Raw genomic sequence first — 15,910 nt, forward strand, 5'->3', positions numbered from 1 at the left:
GAGGCGTCGGATCCCGCCAAGAGGAGGCATCGGATCCCGCATGTGCCGGATCCGGATCCAGCGGACTGCTCCCGTGCTACTCGCCCGCCTCCACCGCGGCGAGCGCCTCGACCGCTCCGCGGGAGGGCGCGATGCGCACGAGCCCGCGGTACAGCCGCAGCAGCGCTTCGCGGTCGGTCACCCCGGTGCGCGCGCGATCGCAGTGCACCGACTGGATCGCGGCCTCCAGCTGGAACCGCCCCGGCGCGCCGCCCTCGGCGATGCCGCTGAGCCGCGCCGCGCGGTGCAGGAGCGCCTCGCCTTCGGCGATGAGGGCGCGGTCCCAGAGCGCAGGGTCCTGCTCGGCGAGCGCGGGCCAGCGCTCCCCCGGCGCCGGTGGCACGCGCGCCGGTGCTCGCGACTGCGCGAGGGTGAGCAGTGCCGCCAGGCCCCACGCCTCGGGATCCGTCTCCAGCAGGGTCGCCGTGAGCACGGCGAGCCAGCGGGCCTCGTCGGCGAGCGAGGTGCGCACGTCGTCGTGCTCGCCCAGCCAGTCCAGGGCGTAGGCGCCGTAGATCGCCTCGAGCACCGCGGCGGTGCGGGCGGGCATGTCGGCGCGGGTCGGCAGCGCGAACGGGATGCCCGCGTCGCGGATCTTGCGCTTCGCCCGGACGAGGCGCTGCGCCATCGCCGCCGGTTCGACGTCGAACGCCCGGGCCACTTGCGCCGCGTCGAACCCGAGGACCGTCTGCAGCATGAGCGGCGTGCGGATCCCGGCATCGATCGCCGGGTGCGCGCACGCGTACAGCAGCTCGAGGCGCCGGTCGGGGATCGCCTCGCCGCGCTCGACGAGGGCGGCGACGTCGATGCCGGCGTCGGGCGGGGCGCCGCCCGGGAAGACGTCGTCGTCGAGCGGCGCGCTGGTGCGGCGCGCCGCCGATCCCCACACGTCGCGGAGTCTGTTGCGGGCCACAGTGAGCAGCCATCCTTCCGGGTTGTCCGGCACACCGGACTCGGGCCAGGAGCGCAGGGCGCGTTCCAGGGCGTCGGCGAGGCAGTCCTCGGCGAGCGCGAGGTCGCCGGTGCCGGCGGCGAGCAGGGCCACCAGGCGGCCGTACGAGGCGCGCACCGCGCGTTCGGCGGCGGTGCGCGCCTCCTCGGCTGCGCTCATCAGGGCAGCTGCACCGGCGATGCGCCCTGCCAGGCGCCGTCGGCGAAGCGCGTCGCGACCGGCCGCACCTCGACGGCGCCCCAGCCGACCGAGGGGGCCTGCTGGGCCCAGGCGATCGCCGTGTCGAGGTCGTCCACCTCGATGACGAAGGTGCCGCCGAGCTGCTCCCTGGTGTCGGCGAACGGGCCGTCCTGGATGACGAGCTGACCGTCGCGCACGCGCACCGTGGTGGTCGCGCTCGAGGGATGCAGCACCTCGGCGCTGCGGAGCACCCCGGCCTCGTCCAGTGCCTTCGCGTAGACGTCGAAGGCGCGCATGCCTTCGGCGAGAGCCTCCGGGCCGAGCTCCTCGGCGCTCATCTCGGGGTACTGCAGCAGAAGCGTGTAACGCATGATCCGTCCTTTCGTGAGGATGTCGACATCATGGTGACGATCGAAGGACCCGCCGATCGACATCCTCCTCCGGCGGATCCGGATCCGCACCCGCGCGGGCCGGATCCGGATCGCCTTCAGTGGCTGCCGATCAACCACGGCGGATCGGTCAGGGAGCTCAGAGGCTGCCGAGCACGGCGTGCGGATCCGCGTCGAGGGCGAGCGTCTCGAGCACCCGCAGCAGCTGCCGCTCCTCGAAGGCGAAGTGGTTCTCCATGATCGCGCCGATGCCGTCGAGGTGCCCGTCGAGGTCCGCCGGCGCACGGCCGCCATCCATCGCCGCGCTCAGCGCCGTGAGCAGCACGTCGATCATGGCGTGGTCCTCGGAGAGCGTGCGGAGCACGGGCGCGAGCTCCGGATGCGCCGCCTCGATCGCGGGGAACAGCGCACGGTCCTCGCCGCGATGGTGCTGATCGAGTGCTGTGCAGAAGCCTCGGCAGTGCAGCAGCAGATCGCGCCCGGGGCTCTGCGGCTCGAATCCGTGCACGCTCGCGTGCACGACGTTCAGCGCTTCCCGCAGCCGGCCGTGCGCCTGCCGCAGTTCGCTGCTCCAGGCGATGAGCCTGGCCGTCTCGCGCTCAGTCACGCGAGAGCGAAGGGTGGGACGAGGACATCGTCTCTCCTTCCGTCCGGCGCCTCCATGCCTGACACGGTCTGCCACCGGCACGCGATGCTCGGGCCAGCATATCGGCAGCGGTCCGGCGGGCGTAGGGTTGCCGCGAGGTCACCGCAGGCGAGCAGAGGAGATGCGATGTTCGGAGAGAAGCGCGAGGAGAAGCGCGAGGAGGCCGCGCTCGCGGAGGCGCGGGCGCAGGCCGAGGCCGCCGTCGAGGACAGCGAGACCGACGACGCCTCCTTCGAGCCGGACGAAACGGTCGAGGAGGGGTTCGAGCCGGACAGCGGCGACGTCCGTCCGTAACGCCTCCGGTTGGCGGTCGGCGGCAGGCCGAGCCCCGGCGGACCCGGTCCCTGAGCGAGCCGAAGGCGAGACGAAGGGCGTCGCACGCACCCCGGAATCGGCTGCCGGATCTTGTGATCTTGTTGTGACCTTTTCCGCCTAGATCAGGTCCTTTTCGATCCTGGAATGTCGGTGGCCCCGAGTTGAATAGGGGCATGACCAACACGGCGGGCATCGTGGAGGATCCCGGGGTGGACCCGGTGGATCCGGTCGCCGTGCTGGCCATGGTGACATCCGGGCTGGCGGCGACGGAGGCGTCGATCATCCGGCTGCAGGCGGTGCGGGACGCGCACCTGGCCGTCGCGCAACGCCTCGCGGAGGACCTCGCTTCGGCTTCCGGCCCGGTGCGGGGTGAGGCGGTGGATCTGGCCGCGCGCAGTGTCGCTGCCGAGCTGGCGGCGGTGCTGCACATGTCGGATCGGGTCGTGCAAGGCCGGATGGCGCGGGCGGCAGAGCTGATGACCCGGTACCCGATCACGATGCAGGCGTTCAGCGACGCGCGGATCAATGCCGCCCACGTGCGGCTGATCCAGGACACGGGAGCCCGCCTCGACGACGAGGTGCGGGCCGAGTTCGAACGGGCCGCGGTCGCGGCGTGCGAGGGTGAGACGCCGCATCGGGCGAAGCGGATCGTGGAACGCATCGCCGAACGCCTCGCCCCGCGGTCGCTGACGGAACGGCACCGCACCGCGCAGGAGAAGCGGACCGTGTGGCAGGAGGAACTCCCCGACGGACAGAAGGCGCTGGGGCTGGTGCACTCCGCGGCGGTGATCGACGGGATCTACGACCGCCTCACCCAACAAGCCCGCCTGATCAAGACCGCCAACGCGAAAGCCGCGAAGGACGCCGCCTCGGGAACCACCCCGGACCCGGACGAGCTCGGCGACCCGGACGATGACCGCACCCTCGACCAACTCCGCGCCGACCTCTGCGCCGACACCCTCCTCACCGGCACCCCGTCCGGACACGACACCACCGCCGGGCTGCTCGCGGCGATCCAGGCGCGGGTCGAGGTCACCATCCCGGCGTTCACGGCGATGGCACCCGACACCGGCCGTGCTCACGCCACTATGCGGTCGCCGTTCGGTGTCCGCAGCGAGCAGCCCGCCGAACTCGCCGGTGGGCAACCCATCGACACGGACACCGCCCGGCTCCTCGCCGGCGGGGCCGCGGCGTGGGAACGGGTGCTCACCCACCCGGTCACCGGGGCGATTCTAGCCGTCGACCGCTACCGGCCCAACGCCGACCTGCGGCGGCTCCTGCACGCAAGGGACTCCCGGTGCCGGTTCGTGACCTGCGGGCTCCCACCCGTCACTCAAGACCTCGACCACACGATCGACGCCGCCTACGGCGGTCAGACCGAGGAAGGGAACTTGGGCGGGCTCTGCCGACGCCACCACGTCCTGAAACACCAGACCGCGTGGACGGTGAAACAGCTCGGCGCGGGAGTCCTGGAATGGACCAGCCCGACCGGGGCGAGCTACATCGACCAGCCACCCCCACCGGTGACCTTCACCATCCCCGAACCGGATCCACCACCCGACCAGCCGCCACCGTTCTGACGCAGGCGAGGCCGCGCGATCACGCCCGCGCGAGGACCCCGCCCGACGGTCAGTGCACGTCAGCCGCTTGCAGGTCACCAAGCCCCGGATCCGTGGCCGCCCCAGCGACGGCCGCCGCGGCAGCGACCGCCGGGGCTTCCGGAACAGGCTCCGCGACATCGGCCGCCGGGGCCTCCTGCGCGGGAGCCGCGGCAGCGATCGCCGCGGCGGGACCGGGCGGCACGTCGTCGAGGAAGTCGAGCGAGGGCGCGAAGAACAGGGTGCCGGTGTGCGCGGTGGAGAAGTCCAGGATCCGGTCGGTGTTGCCGGGCGGGCTGCCCAGGAACATGTTGCGCAGCATCTGCTCGATCACGCCCGGATCCGCCGCGTAGCCGATGAAGTAGGTGCCGAACTCTTCGGTTCCCAGCTGGCCGAACGGCATGTTGTCCCGCAGGATCTGCCGCTGCACGCCATCGGCGTCGACGATCGTGTTGAGGTGGACGTGCGAGTCGATCGGCTTGACCGCGTCGGGCAGCTCGACATCCTCGAGCTTGCTGCGCCCGATCACGTGCTCCTGCTCCTCGACGGACAGGGCACCCCAGGCCGCGAGGTCGTGATGGTACTTCTGCACGATCACATAGCTCCCGCCGGCGTACGCCGGATCCTCATCCGCGATGAGCACGGCGGCCGGCGCCGCAGCGCCCTCCGGATTCTCAGTGCCGTCCACGAAGCCGAGCAGATCCCGCTCGTCGAAGTACTTGAAGCCATGGGTCTCGTCGACGACTTGGGCGTGGCCGCGCAACCGGTCCATCACCTGGCGCGACAGCTCGAAGCACACATCCATGTGGTGGGCGCGCACGTGCAGCAGCAGATCCCCCGGCGTGCTCGGCGCGCTGTGCCGCGGCCCGTCCAGGGGCACGAACGGGTGCAGCCCCTGCGGACGCGGCAGCGCGAACATCCGGTCCCAGAAGTCGGCACCGATGCCGAGCACGCAGTTCAGCTCGTCGTCGGGAACCCGGAACGACACCGACCGCGTGATGCTCGAGAGGTCCGCCAGGACGTCGCGCACGACCTCTTCGCTGCCCTCGTTCACCGTCAGCACGAGGAACAGCGCGGCGCGCGCCGGCGGTGCGACGAACTGCTGTGTGACCACTGGATCCCGTCCCCTCCGCGCGCGTTCGCGACGCAGGGTCAGCCTGTCACGAGGGCGGTGCACCTTCAACTCTCCGGCGGGGCTCCGGCTCGACATGCCCGGGTGCAGGATGCCGTGACGGAGAATGGGGGCATCCCCTTCCCGCCCCCGACCGAGGATCTGCGTGAGCGACTCTCTCAACGCCCTGGGCCGTTACGTGCGCGCGCGACGCGGAGTGCTGCAGCCCGAGGACGTCGGGCTCACCCGGCAGCCCGGGAGGCGGGTCGCGGGGCTGCGCCGCCCGGAGGTCGCCGACCTGGCCGGCATCAGCGCCGAGTACTACCTGCGCATCGAACAAGGGCGCGTCGGACGGCCGTCGGAGCAGGTCCTGGAGGCGCTCGCGCGCGCCCTCCGCCTCGACGACGAGTCGGTCGCACACCTGCATCGTCTCGTCACGGCACGCCCCTACCGACCGCAGCCCGCCGACGCGGAGACCGCCGAGCGCATCGCACGCACGCTGTCCCGCTGGTACCGCACGCCCGCGTACATCTCCGACCCGCACCGGGACATTGTCGCGGCCAACGCCCTCGCCACGGCGCTGGGGCACGGAGGGCTCGCCGTGGGCTCCAACCAGATCGCCGGGCTCTTCAACGACCGGATGAAGAGCACCCTGCGGGAGTGGGAGGAGATGACCCGCTCCGCCGTGGCCACGCTCCGCCGCGACGCGCATCCCGATTCGCCCCGCCTGGCCGAGCTGGTCGGCGACCTCTCGGCGGATCCGGACTTCGTCCGCATCTGGGATCGCCACGACGTCTCGGGCCCGGAGGACACGACGTTCCACATCGCGATCGAGGGCTTCGGCGACGTCGCTATCGATGCGCACAACTTCGCCGTGCGCAGCCTCCCGGGCTACCAGCTCACCGTGCTGTCCGCCGGACCCGACGGGAAGGCCGAGACGCTCTTCGCCGGCCTCGCCGCATCCGTACCGCTCTCCACCGGAACGGCGCAGACAGCCCCTCCGACGGCTGCGCCGCACACCACGCCGCCCGCCGCCAGACCCACCGAGCCCACCGGGCCCACCGGGCCCACCGGGCCCACCGGAGGGTAGTACTCCGCGGGCCTCCCTCCTGCGTCCACTCCCGGCCTAGCGTGTGTCTCGCGACGGCGCGGCGATCCGTCGCCGTCTCGCGTCGCACTCCCCTCCCCAGGAAAGGACACACGATGCCCTACATCACCACGCCCGACGGCACCGAAATCTACTACACCGAGCTCGGCGAGGGCCGTCCCGTGATCTTCAGCCACGGCTGGCCGCTGAACTCGGACGCCTGGCAGAAGGAGCTCAAGCTCTTCGCCGACGCCGGCTACCGCGCCATCGCCCACGACCGCCGGGGTCACGGCCGCTCCTCGCGCACGTACCGTGGTAACGACATGGACACGTATGTCGCCGACCTGGCCTCGCTCGCCGAGCAGCTGGACCTGCAGGACATCCTGCTCGTCGGACACTCCACGGGCGGCGGCGAGGTGGTCCGCTACGCGGCGACCCTCGGAGCCGGCCGGGTCTCCAAGGTCGCGACGGCGGGCGCGGTCCCGCCGCTCATGCTGCAGACCGAGACCAACCCCGAGGGCACGCCGCTCGAGGTCTTCGACGGCATCCGCGCCGGAGTGCTCAACGACCGGTCGCAGTTCTACAAGGACCTCGCCGAGACGTTCTTCGGCTTCAACCACCAGCCGGAGAAGCGCTCGCAGGGCCTCGTCGACGACTTCCAGCGCCAGGGCATGATGGCCGGCCTGAACGCCGCCTACGACTGCGTGAAGGTCTTCTCCGAGACCGACTTCACCAAGGATCTCGAGGCACTGCAGGTGCCGATCCTCATCGCGCACGGCGACGACGACCAGATCGTCCCCATCGCCGCGGCGGCGGAGAAGGCGATCACCCTCGTCTCCCAGGGCACGCTGAAGGTCTACCCGGGCGCGTCGCACGGCATCTGGGGCGACTACCAGGTCGCGCTGGACGACGACATCCTCGCGTTCTTCGCGGAGTGACGCCGAAGCGGCGGGGGTTTCGGGATCCCCGCCGCTTCCGCAGGCCCCGTGAGCTCAGGCGCGCTCGGCCGTGCGGTCCGCGGGGGCGACGCGCACGAGCATCTTGCCGGTGTTCGCGCCGCGCATCATGTCGAGGAACGCGTCCACGGTGTTCTCGATGCCGTCGACGATCGTCTCGTCGTAGGCGATCCGCCCCTCGGCGAACCAGGCCGTCATCTTCTCCTGGAACTCCGGCGCAAGGCCGAGGTGCGCCGCGAGCGTGAAGCCCTTCAGGGTGAGGCCGCGGGTGATGATGTTGGCCATGTTGTCCGGCCCCGGGGTGCGGTCGGTGGTGTTGTATCCCGCGATCGCACCGCACAGAGCCGCCCGGCCGCCGTCGTTGAACGCGTCGAGCGCCGCCTCCAGGTGGTCGCCGCCGACGTTGTCGAAGAACACGTCGATGCCGTCCGGGGCGGCGGCCGCGAGCTGGCCGCGCACGTCGCCGTCCTTGTAGTTGAAGGCGACGTCGTACCCGTACTTCTCGGTCAGGAGCGCGACCTTCTCGGCGGAGCCCGCCGAGCCGATCACCCGGCCCGCGCCGAGGAGCTTGGCGATCTGGCCGACCGCGGTGCCGACCGCACCGGCCGCACCGGAGACGAACACGGTGTCGCCGGGCTTCATCCCCGCGATCGCGGTGAGGCCGACGTACGCGGTGAGCCCGGTCATCCCGAGGATGTGCAGACGCAGCGACGACGGGAGCCCGGGGATCTCCGGCACGGGGCGGAACGTCGACGCGTCGGCCTGGACCACGTCGGCCCAGCCGTGCTGATGCAGCACCAGCGTGCCGATGGGCAGCTCCGCGGCGCTGGAAGCGACGACCCGTCCGATCGCGCCGCCGGTGATCGTCTCGCCGAGGGCGTACGGCGGGACGTAGCTGCGGACGTCGTTCATGCGCCCCCGCATGTACGGGTCGACGGAGACGAACTCGTTGCGCACACGCACCTCGCCGGCGGCGGGAGCCTCGTAGGTCACCTCCGCGGTCTGGAAGTCGCCGGGCGTCGGCCAGCCGACCGGGCGCTTCGCGAGCTGGATCTGGGTGCTCAGGGCACGGGACATGGAACTCCTTCGTGAGGGGGATTCGGATGGGACGAGAGATCGGATGAGGGGTGAGGGAGCCGTCAGAGCACGAGGCCGATCGCGAGGAGGATCGCCGCGACCGCCGGGATCACACCCTGCTTGAGCGCGGCGCCCCGCTTGTCCGGGCTGGACAGCAGCAGCACGACCGCGGCGGCGGCCATGGATCCGGCTCCGGTGAACACGAGCGTCGCGCCGACGACGGGAGCGCCGACGGCGAAGAGGACGATCCCCGCGAAGACCGCGATCGCGAGGAAGAGGTTGTAGAACCCCTGGTTGAACGCCATCGACTTCGTCGCGAGCGCCTCGTCCTCGGTCGTCCCGAAGGTCGCGCGCACCCGGGGCGTGGTCCACGCCAGCGACTCCATGACGAAGATGTAGACGTGCACGAGCGCCGCGACTGCGGCGAAGATCAGACCTGCGACGACCATGATGGGACTCCTCTGCGTGAAACCTTTTCTGTAACGACCTGTCCAATATATACTGGATCGGTCATTACAGAAAAGAGCGACCATGGCACGCACCCAGAGCTTCGACCACGACACCGTGGTCCGCGCGGCCCGCACGCTGTTCTGGAGCGTCGGCTACGAGAGCGCCTCGATCCCCGAGCTGGAGTCGGCGACCGGGCTCAGCCGCTCCAGCATCTACAACGCGTTCGGCTCCAAGCGGGGCCTGTTCGATGCCGCGGTGCAGAGCTATCTCGACGAGGTCGTCCGGCCCCGCCTCCAGCCGCTGTCCGCCGAGCCGGTCGCACGCGACGCGATCATCGCCTACCTGCAGGGCCTGCACGACGCGTTCGGCACCCTGACCTCGATGCCGGCGTCCCACGGCTGCCTGCTCGTGAACGCCGCCGGCGCGCCGATCGCACAGGATCCGAAGGTCGCCCGGGTGATCGCCGACTACCGCGCGGAGCTCCGCGGCGCGTTCGCGCGCGGCGTGCAGGCATACGCCCCCGATCTCGACGCAGCCGACCGCGACCGGCTCGTCGACGCGATCACCAGCAGCGTCGTCGCCGCGTTCGCTCTGGCCCGCATCGACCCGGCCGAAGCGGCCCGCGGTCTCGCCTCGGCGATCGAGCTCCTCGCCCGGGAGTCGGGCCGGGCGCGGGCAGGGCATGCCGCCTGACCCATCGAGCGGCCGGCTCGCCCATCGAGCGCGCGCCTCCGCCTCACGCGGCCCGGCACGTCGCCGCCCACGCACCGAGGAGCGGTGTCGCGCAAGGGGGTCGCCGGCGGAACACCGGCGACGTAGCCTCCCCCAAGCGATGCGCGCGAGCGCGACGCCCGCGGCATCGGAGCGAAGGGAGTGGACATGACCGACCACACGGACATCCGAGCGGAGAACGAGCGGCGTCTTCTCGTCGTCACCCTCGATGACGAACGGGCCCGGATCCTCGACTTCGACCTGCACAGCCGCACGGTCTCCGACTCGGAGCGGCGGGTGCGCAACGACGACCCGTGGGCGCGCAACCTCCGCACCGTCGAGCGCCGCCTCGGGCACGACGACGTGCAGGATCTGGTGCCCTTCTTCGAGGAGACGGCGCGGGTGCTCCAGGACGAGTACCTCGGCCGCCGGTTCGTGCTGTTCGGGCACGGCGACGGCAAGTCGGACGCCGCGGCGATGTTCCTCGAGCGCCTGCGCGATCACCACCCGCTGGTCGCCGACGCGGTGATCGCCCAGCGTCGGATCGACCTGAGTGCGGCGACCGATGCCGACCTCGTCGAGGCCGCGGCCTCGGTGGCGGAGGGCTGAGCGAGCGACCGACCCCGCCGGAACGCCCCGGCCATCCGGATCAGCGGCCGGGCGGGCCGTCGAGCACGGTCGGCACGTACTCGAGCCGCTGGAGCCGCCCGTCGAAGGTGCGCGACGTGACGAGGTCGAGGCGCACGTCCGGGTAGCCGTCGAAGATCCGGTCCTGGCCGGTCGCCCCGGTGATCACGGGGAAGAGCACGACGCGGTAGCGGTCGACGAGTCCGGCGTTCAGCAGCGACCGGCACAGGGAGACGCTGCCCAGGGTGCGCAGCGGCCGATCCGATTCCTCCTTCAGCCTGCGCACGTACGTCACCGCATCCTCGCGGACCAGGATCGAGTCGGCCCAGCCGAGGGGGTCGGGAAGCGTGGACGAGAACACGTATTTCGGGATCCGGTCGAGCACGTCGACGCCCTCCTCGCCGGCGGCGGCGAAGGCCGACATGAGCCGGTAGGTCGTCGCGCCCATGAGGATCGGATAGTCCTTGTCGGGCGCCGTGCCGAGCCACTCGAAGTACTCGGGACCGCCCATCCCCCAGAGGCCCGGCCAGCCCTCCGCGGCGCCGTAGCCGTCGAGGGAGCAGATGAAGTCGATCGTCAGGGTCTGCATGTCGTCTCCTCCGTGCACCCGCCACGCTCCGGGATCCGGTGCGATCGGCGGCTTCGCGCAGGAGTCTAGGCCGGGGTCGCCGGCAGCGGAACCGATGCGGATAGTGCGCGAACGCGGGAAGCGCAAGCCCGTTCCGTCGCCGCCGGGCGGCCGCTTAGCCTGCCGGGGTCAGCGCAGGCGAGTCGCCTGCCTGCCCGCTTCGAAGAAGGAGTCTCATGAGCACCCAGACGACGGCCACCACGAAGAACCGCCGCAAGGCCGGCCGAGGAGCCGCCCGCACCGAGGAGGAGAACGCCGAGAAGGGCTTCACCGCCTCCCAGAAGCTGAGCGAGAACCTGCAGCGAGTGCTGGTGGATCTCATCGAGCTCTCGCTGCAGGGGAAGCAGGTGCACTGGAACGTGGTCGGCACCAACTTCCGCGACACGCACCTGCAGCTGGACGAGATCATCGAGGCCAGCCGGCTCTTCGCCGACACGGTCGCTGAGCGGATGCGCGCCCTGCACGCGCTGCCCGACGGCCGCAGCGACGTCGTCGCCGAGACCACGACGCTGCCCGAGTGCCCGCACGGCGAGATCGCCACACGTGATGCGATCGACCTCATGACCGAGCGGCTCGACGACGTCGCCGCCACCTGCCGCGAGGTGCACGACCAGGTCGACGAGGAGGATCCCACCTCGGCCGACATCCTGCATACGATCCTGGAGCGGATCGAGCAGCTCTCCTGGATGGTCAGCGCCGAGAACCGCACCCCCCAGTGAGGCGCGTGGCGCCCGGGCTCACGGGACCCGTGACGCCGCGGGCGCCTCAGCGCAGCGCCATCCTCGAGCCCGCCACGACCACGAGGGTGCCGGCGAGGGCGCTGAGTCCGATGAGCACTGCGACCGCCGACCACAGGCTCAGGGCGGCGGCCGCGAGCAGCGGAGGAAGCGTCATGCCGGCGTAGGCGATGAGGAAGATGGCGGCGAGGGCCTCGCCGCGGCGTTCCGGGATGGCGGCAGCAGCCGCGGTGGTGAGGGCGTTGCGGAACAGGATCCCGATCCCGGCGCCGGCGACCCCGCTGCCGATCAGGAACAGCGCCAGCGACATGACCGCGGCGCCGACCGCCACCCCGGCCAGCCCCAGCACGGCCAGCACGATCGCGCCCGTCAGTTGAACGCGCGCGGGCACCGCCGTGGTCGCCATCTGCGCGGCGGCCGCGGCCATGAAGAGGATGAACGGCGCGACGCCGACAAGCAGCGGCGAGTGCACGCCGAGCACACCGCTGAGGAACGTCGACGAGAGGCCCATGAAGGTGCCGAACACGGCGAACGCGCCGAAGGCGGCCGCCGCGGCGGACCAGAAGGCGGCGCGCCCGGCGGCGGGCACGGCCACCCGCTGCGGGCGGTAGGCGGGGCGCTCCTCCCGGCGCTCGACGGTCTCCGGCACGAAGGCCACGACGACGGCTTCGACCGCGAGGATGACGGCGAACACGCCGTAGGGCGCCACCAGCGGCTGGTCCGATGAAGTCGCGATGAGCGCGGAGAGGAGCGGGCCGAGGGCGATCCCGCCGAGGTTCGCGAACGTGGAGACGAGGGCCGATCGGCCGGCCGAGCGTCCCGCCGCGATGCCGAGCTCGGAGAGGTGCGCGGTCGCGGTCGCGGTCAGGATGCCGATGCCCAGTCCGCAGACGAAGCGCGCGACGATCAGTCCGGCCACGTCCGTCCAGACGAGGAAGAGCACGGCGGCGAGCACGTTGATCAGCAGGGACGCGAGGATCACCCGGCGTCGGCCGAGCCAGTCGGAGACGTGGCCTGCGAGGTACAGGCTCAGCATCACCCCGACCGCGTAGGCGACGAAGATGACGGTGAGCACGATCGTCGGGAAGCCGTCGTGCCGCTGGTAGATCGCGTAGAGCGGGGTGGGCACGGCGCAGAAGGCCATCTCGGTCAGGAAGGCGACGGCGATGATCCAGAACCCGGCGTGATGCGGGAGCCGCCGGGCGGGGACGAGGGGGATGGACGCTGTCGTGGTGGTCACAGTTCCATGGTCCTGGCGCGGGCGTCATCGAGTCCAACGGTTATGATCAATCAATGCCATCGCTGTGATCGATGACCCGGGAGGTCGCGTGGACACCCGTCAGGCCGCGTACGCCATCGCCGTGGCGGAGGAGTTGAGCTTCACCCGGGCCGCGCAGCGCGTGTACGCCACGCAGTCGACCGTCTCGGCGGGAGTGCGCGCACTGGAGAAGGAGCTCGGCGCCGCTCTGTTCGAGCGCGACCAGCGCGGCGTGCGGATCACCGCCGCCGGGGAGGCGGTCCTGCCTGTGCTGCGCGAGCTCGCCGACGCCGAGGCGCGGGCGAGGGCGGCCGCGGATCCGCGAGGAGAGCTGCGGGGACTGCTGCGCATGGGGATGTTCACCAGCATCAGTTCCATGGCGGTCCCGCGCGTCATCGGGGCCTTCCACCGCGCGCACCCGCTGGTGGAGCTCCGCCTGCGCGGGAACTCGAGCGGATCCGGCGAGTTGGTCGAATCCGTCCGGCGGGGCCGGGTGGATCTCAGCCTCTTCGGCCTTCCCGCCGCGGCCGCTCCCGGCCTGGCCGTGCATCGGCTCGCCACGACCCCGTACCGGGTCGTCCTCGCCGAGGACCACCCGCTCGCGCGGCGGGAGGAGATCGGTCTGGCCGAGATCGCCGCGGAGCACTTCCTGGACACGCCTGTGGGCTTCGGCAACCGCGACGTCCTCGACTCCGCTCTGGCAGTGCGGGGCATCGTCCGCGACATCCGGGCTGAGGTGACGGAGACGAGCGCCATCCCGGTGTTCGTCGCCACGGGCCTCGGCATCGCGCTCCTGCCGGAGCTGCTCATCCCGCCCGTCGACGGCGTCGTGACGGTGGCTCTCGCCGAGCAGATCGACTGGGATCTCAGCGTCATCAGCCCCCGCACGCCCAGCGCTCCGGCTGCCGCCCTGATCGAGGATCTCATCGCGGCATACCGCTGAGCCGGCGCGAGGTGCGCGTGCGAGATCGACGCTCATCCGCGACAGGAGGAGCCGGCCGGTGGCGAGCCGGCCGGGCTCCTCGGCGTTCCACGGCTTGGCGAGTGGCCGGAAGCCTGGGGACCCCCGCATGCGCCGTGGAACCTTCCCGGCGCCCACGTTAGGCGAGACCCACGGCCCCGTGCAGGGGCTTGACGGCGACCGCGGGAACGGCTACGCGGCGACGATGCGGCAGGTCGACCGCGGAGTCGCCGGGGGGGCGCCTTTGCGGAGGCGGTCTCTTTCCGGCGCGCGTCCACGCGATCGCGAACTCCGCGACGAACGGGCGGATCCGCGATCCTCGCGACCAGATCCTCGACGGAGGTCACGCGCGCGAACCCGAGCCGTCTGCCCTCAGTGGAAGTCGCCGCCATGTAGGTTCCCGATCGAAATGGCGAAGATCGCCGGGATTCCACGACAGTTGGCAGTGGTTTCGGGCACAGGATTCCACGAGAGATGGCGAATTCCTACACTGCTCTCGTCGATCACGGCTCCGCTGACCACCACGCGGTTCCCACATGGACTCACTGTCGTCCACGCGGCCGGGGGCTGGCAAGGCTGCCGATACTGTCGAGTCCATGGCACAACCACTGAGTTCGTTGGCGACCTGGGTCACCTCGACCGACTGGCCGCGGACCGAGTGCCCAGTCTGCACGACGGGTTCGGTGGCGTTCGAAGTGTCCCAGAAGGTCGAGGATGCCGAGTCCCTCGAGCTCGTGGATCGAGTCCGCCGAGGACTGGAAGCACCGGACGAGCTTAGCGGGAGCTTCACCGGCACCCTGCGGTGCGACAACCGCCAGTGCGAGTCACGAATCGCGATCGCGGGCAACTGGATCCACGCTTGCGACTACGACGCGGAACACGGCCACGAGGCGTTCAAGGACTTCTACGCACTCAAGTACGCGAACCCTGCCTTCCCCATCATTCGGCCGCCCGGTAAGACGCCCGAGGCAGTGAAGGAGGCCTTGGCCTCTGCCTCGCATATTCTGTGGCTGAGCCCGAGCGGTGCCGCCAACCACCTTCGGCAGGCAGTCGAACTACTCCTGACGGCCAAGCGGGTGCCGAAGACAACAACCACACGCAGGGGCAAACGGGTACGTCTAACCACCCACCGGCGGATCGAAAGCTACAGGCACACCCGCAGCGACGTCGCAGACGCTCTGGAAGCGTGAAGTGGATCGGTAACAGTGGCTCTCACGAGTCGCAGCTGACCGTGCCCGACGTGCTCCAGGGTGCAGAATTCCTCTGCCTCTCGCTACGACTGCTGTACGACTCTTCCGACGCGCAGGTCCTCGCGCACGCCAAGCTGGTGAACCGCCGACGCGGACTGGCGCCCACGACGCGCACAAAATAGAAGGGCCATGGCCGCGCTGAGCTGGTCGACCCACTCAGGGAGATGGCGAATCGGCGCTTCGACACGCGTTAGATCGCACCGAACGGGAGCGGGCGGAATCGCCCCTCGCTTTGGTCATACACGCATACTCTGTCTGTCTGGACGGTGAGACTTTGGGCCGGCCCGCCCCCGTGAACCTCGATGAGCTCGCCGTCACCTGCGAGCCTGAAGTGACCGCTATCTGTACTGATCAGCGAATCAGTTCCAACCGCCAGCTGCCCAACCGCACGGGTGAGGTCGAGCGACACCTGGCCGTACAAGATCACGGTGCCGTCGTTCTGCTGAATGTCCCCGTTGAAGCTCCCCTGCACCATCAGGATCGCATCCGCTTCAACGACCGCCTGTCCAACGAACGCGCCCTGGACGGTCAACTGCACACCGGATCGGACAGTCGCTCCAGCGCGCAGGGTTCCTTGGATCGTTCGCGACGACCGGACATCGAGGTGGTCGACGAAATCGTGCTGTCCCGCCATGCGGGCACCTCCTTCACGTTCGCACTGCTGCTTGAAGCGCCCACTCATCGGGCGGCAGCACCCGAGCAGAAAGGTGAAGGATCCGGACACGCGGGTGACCGGATCCTTCAGGGATGTCAGCGGAGGAGCCCCTTCGCGCGCTCGATGCGCTGACGTAGGCCGGCCTGAAATTCTTCGCTCTCGCTGACCGTGGCGATGTGGCTCGCGATCGCGGCGCGGATCACGTCAGAGACCGGCTGGTTCTCGACACTGGCGACAGTCTCGAGTTGGTCGGCCTGCTCGGCCGACAGACGGATGGTCATTG

The 15,910-nt window shown here is 70.7% G+C and carries 19 protein-coding genes; 9 read left to right on the forward strand and 10 right to left on the reverse strand.

Going from position 1 to position 15,910, the window contains the following annotated elements; genetic code table 11:
* Positions 1-76 precede the first annotated feature (76 nt).
* The 3 genes from ACYQ1L_RS19105 to ACYQ1L_RS19115 all read right to left on the reverse strand — a co-directional run bounded on the left by ACYQ1L_RS19105 (position 77) and on the right by ACYQ1L_RS19115 (position 2,167).
* The gene (locus tag ACYQ1L_RS19105; RefSeq protein WP_460005579.1) at positions 77-1,150 is read right to left on the reverse strand and encodes an RNA polymerase sigma factor; all 1,074 of its coding nucleotides are present in this window, start codon (positions 1,148-1,150) and stop codon (positions 77-79) included.
* Positions 1,150-1,542, reverse strand: a complete 393-nt coding sequence (locus tag ACYQ1L_RS19110; RefSeq protein ID WP_460005580.1) for a YciI family protein — start codon at positions 1,540-1,542, stop codon at positions 1,150-1,152. The genes ACYQ1L_RS19105 and ACYQ1L_RS19110 overlap by 1 nt, the downstream gene beginning before the upstream one ends.
* A 157-nt stretch (positions 1,543-1,699) precedes the next feature.
* Entirely contained in the window at positions 1,700-2,167 is a 468-nt protein-coding gene (locus ACYQ1L_RS19115; RefSeq protein ID WP_460005581.1) for a hemerythrin domain-containing protein, read from the reverse strand.
* A gap of 165 nt (positions 2,168-2,332) precedes the next feature.
* Here ACYQ1L_RS19115 and ACYQ1L_RS19120 point away from each other — a divergent pair, with 165 nt between their 5' ends.
* Positions 2,333-2,500, forward strand: a complete 168-nt coding sequence (locus tag ACYQ1L_RS19120) for a hypothetical protein (protein ID WP_460005582.1) — start codon at positions 2,333-2,335, stop codon at positions 2,498-2,500.
* 194 nt (positions 2,501-2,694) lie between these two features.
* Positions 2,695-4,101, forward strand: a complete 1,407-nt coding sequence (locus ACYQ1L_RS19125) for an HNH endonuclease signature motif containing protein (protein WP_460005583.1) — start codon at positions 2,695-2,697, stop codon at positions 4,099-4,101.
* 49 nt (positions 4,102-4,150) lie between these two features.
* On the opposite strand, the gene ACYQ1L_RS19130 is transcribed toward ACYQ1L_RS19125, so the two are convergent.
* The gene (locus tag ACYQ1L_RS19130; RefSeq protein WP_460005584.1) at positions 4,151-5,233 is read right to left on the reverse strand and encodes a Dyp-type peroxidase; all 1,083 of its coding nucleotides are present in this window, start codon (positions 5,231-5,233) and stop codon (positions 4,151-4,153) included.
* 163 nt (positions 5,234-5,396) lie between these two features.
* Here ACYQ1L_RS19130 and ACYQ1L_RS19135 point away from each other — a divergent pair, with 163 nt between their 5' ends.
* Both ACYQ1L_RS19135 and ACYQ1L_RS19140 read left to right on the forward strand, forming a co-directional pair.
* Entirely contained in the window at positions 5,397-6,320 is a 924-nt protein-coding gene (locus tag ACYQ1L_RS19135; protein WP_460005585.1) for a helix-turn-helix transcriptional regulator, read from the forward strand.
* 113 nt (positions 6,321-6,433) lie between these two features.
* The gene (locus ACYQ1L_RS19140; RefSeq protein WP_460005586.1) at positions 6,434-7,255 is read left to right on the forward strand and encodes an alpha/beta fold hydrolase; all 822 of its coding nucleotides are present in this window, start codon (positions 6,434-6,436) and stop codon (positions 7,253-7,255) included.
* Positions 7,256-7,309: 54 nt separating this feature from the next.
* Here the strand turns inward: ACYQ1L_RS19140 and ACYQ1L_RS19145 are convergent, their stop codons facing one another.
* Together ACYQ1L_RS19145 and ACYQ1L_RS19150 are read right to left on the reverse strand one after the other, a co-directional pair.
* Complete coding sequence (locus ACYQ1L_RS19145) at positions 7,310-8,350, reverse strand: NADP-dependent oxidoreductase (RefSeq protein ID WP_460005587.1); 1,041 nt, start codon at positions 8,348-8,350, stop codon at positions 7,310-7,312.
* A gap of 62 nt (positions 8,351-8,412) precedes the next feature.
* On the reverse strand, positions 8,413-8,799 hold the full coding sequence (locus tag ACYQ1L_RS19150) for a DUF1304 domain-containing protein (RefSeq protein WP_460005588.1): 387 nt from the start codon (positions 8,797-8,799) through the stop codon (positions 8,413-8,415).
* 82 nt (positions 8,800-8,881) lie between these two features.
* On the opposite strand from ACYQ1L_RS19150, the gene ACYQ1L_RS19155 reads away from it, so the two are divergent.
* The gene (locus tag ACYQ1L_RS19155) at positions 8,882-9,493 is read left to right on the forward strand and encodes a TetR/AcrR family transcriptional regulator (RefSeq protein ID WP_460005589.1); all 612 of its coding nucleotides are present in this window, start codon (positions 8,882-8,884) and stop codon (positions 9,491-9,493) included.
* Positions 9,494-9,679: 186 nt separating this feature from the next.
* Complete coding sequence (locus ACYQ1L_RS19160; RefSeq protein WP_460005590.1) at positions 9,680-10,120, forward strand: hypothetical protein; 441 nt, start codon at positions 9,680-9,682, stop codon at positions 10,118-10,120.
* A gap of 40 nt (positions 10,121-10,160) precedes the next feature.
* Here the strand turns inward: ACYQ1L_RS19160 and ACYQ1L_RS19165 are convergent, their stop codons facing one another.
* Positions 10,161-10,727, reverse strand: coding sequence for a dihydrofolate reductase family protein (locus tag ACYQ1L_RS19165; RefSeq protein WP_460005591.1), 567 nt, complete (start codon positions 10,725-10,727; stop codon positions 10,161-10,163).
* A gap of 215 nt (positions 10,728-10,942) precedes the next feature.
* Between ACYQ1L_RS19165 and ACYQ1L_RS19170 the strand changes: the two genes are divergently transcribed.
* Positions 10,943-11,485, forward strand: coding sequence for a Dps family protein (locus tag ACYQ1L_RS19170; protein ID WP_460005592.1), 543 nt, complete (start codon positions 10,943-10,945; stop codon positions 11,483-11,485).
* A 46-nt stretch (positions 11,486-11,531) separates the two neighbouring features.
* Here ACYQ1L_RS19170 and ACYQ1L_RS19175 read toward each other — a convergent pair whose 3' ends face one another.
* Positions 11,532-12,743, reverse strand: a complete 1,212-nt coding sequence (locus tag ACYQ1L_RS19175) for an MFS transporter (protein ID WP_460005593.1) — start codon at positions 12,741-12,743, stop codon at positions 11,532-11,534.
* A gap of 88 nt (positions 12,744-12,831) precedes the next feature.
* Between ACYQ1L_RS19175 and ACYQ1L_RS19180 the strand changes: the two genes are divergently transcribed.
* Positions 12,832-13,704 carry a LysR family transcriptional regulator gene (locus tag ACYQ1L_RS19180; protein ID WP_460005594.1) on the forward strand — a complete coding sequence of 291 codons (873 nt, stop codon included), beginning with the start codon at positions 12,832-12,834 and terminating at the stop codon, positions 13,702-13,704.
* A 614-nt stretch (positions 13,705-14,318) separates the two neighbouring features.
* Positions 14,319-14,912 (forward strand): hypothetical protein, encoded by a 594-nt coding sequence (locus ACYQ1L_RS19185; protein ID WP_294979009.1) that lies wholly within the window; start codon positions 14,319-14,321, stop codon positions 14,910-14,912.
* Between the two features lie 250 nt (positions 14,913-15,162).
* Here the strand turns inward: ACYQ1L_RS19185 and ACYQ1L_RS19190 are convergent, their stop codons facing one another.
* Positions 15,163-15,606: a hypothetical protein gene (locus ACYQ1L_RS19190; RefSeq protein ID WP_460005595.1), complete on the reverse strand. Its 444-nt coding sequence runs from the start codon at positions 15,604-15,606 to the stop codon at positions 15,163-15,165.
* Between the two features lie 116 nt (positions 15,607-15,722).
* The gene (locus tag ACYQ1L_RS19195; RefSeq protein ID WP_294979004.1) at positions 15,723-15,908 is read right to left on the reverse strand and encodes a ribbon-helix-helix protein, CopG family; all 186 of its coding nucleotides are present in this window, start codon (positions 15,906-15,908) and stop codon (positions 15,723-15,725) included.
* Positions 15,909-15,910 lie beyond the last annotated feature (2 nt).

Source organism: Microbacterium xylanilyticum, from assembly GCF_054654695.1.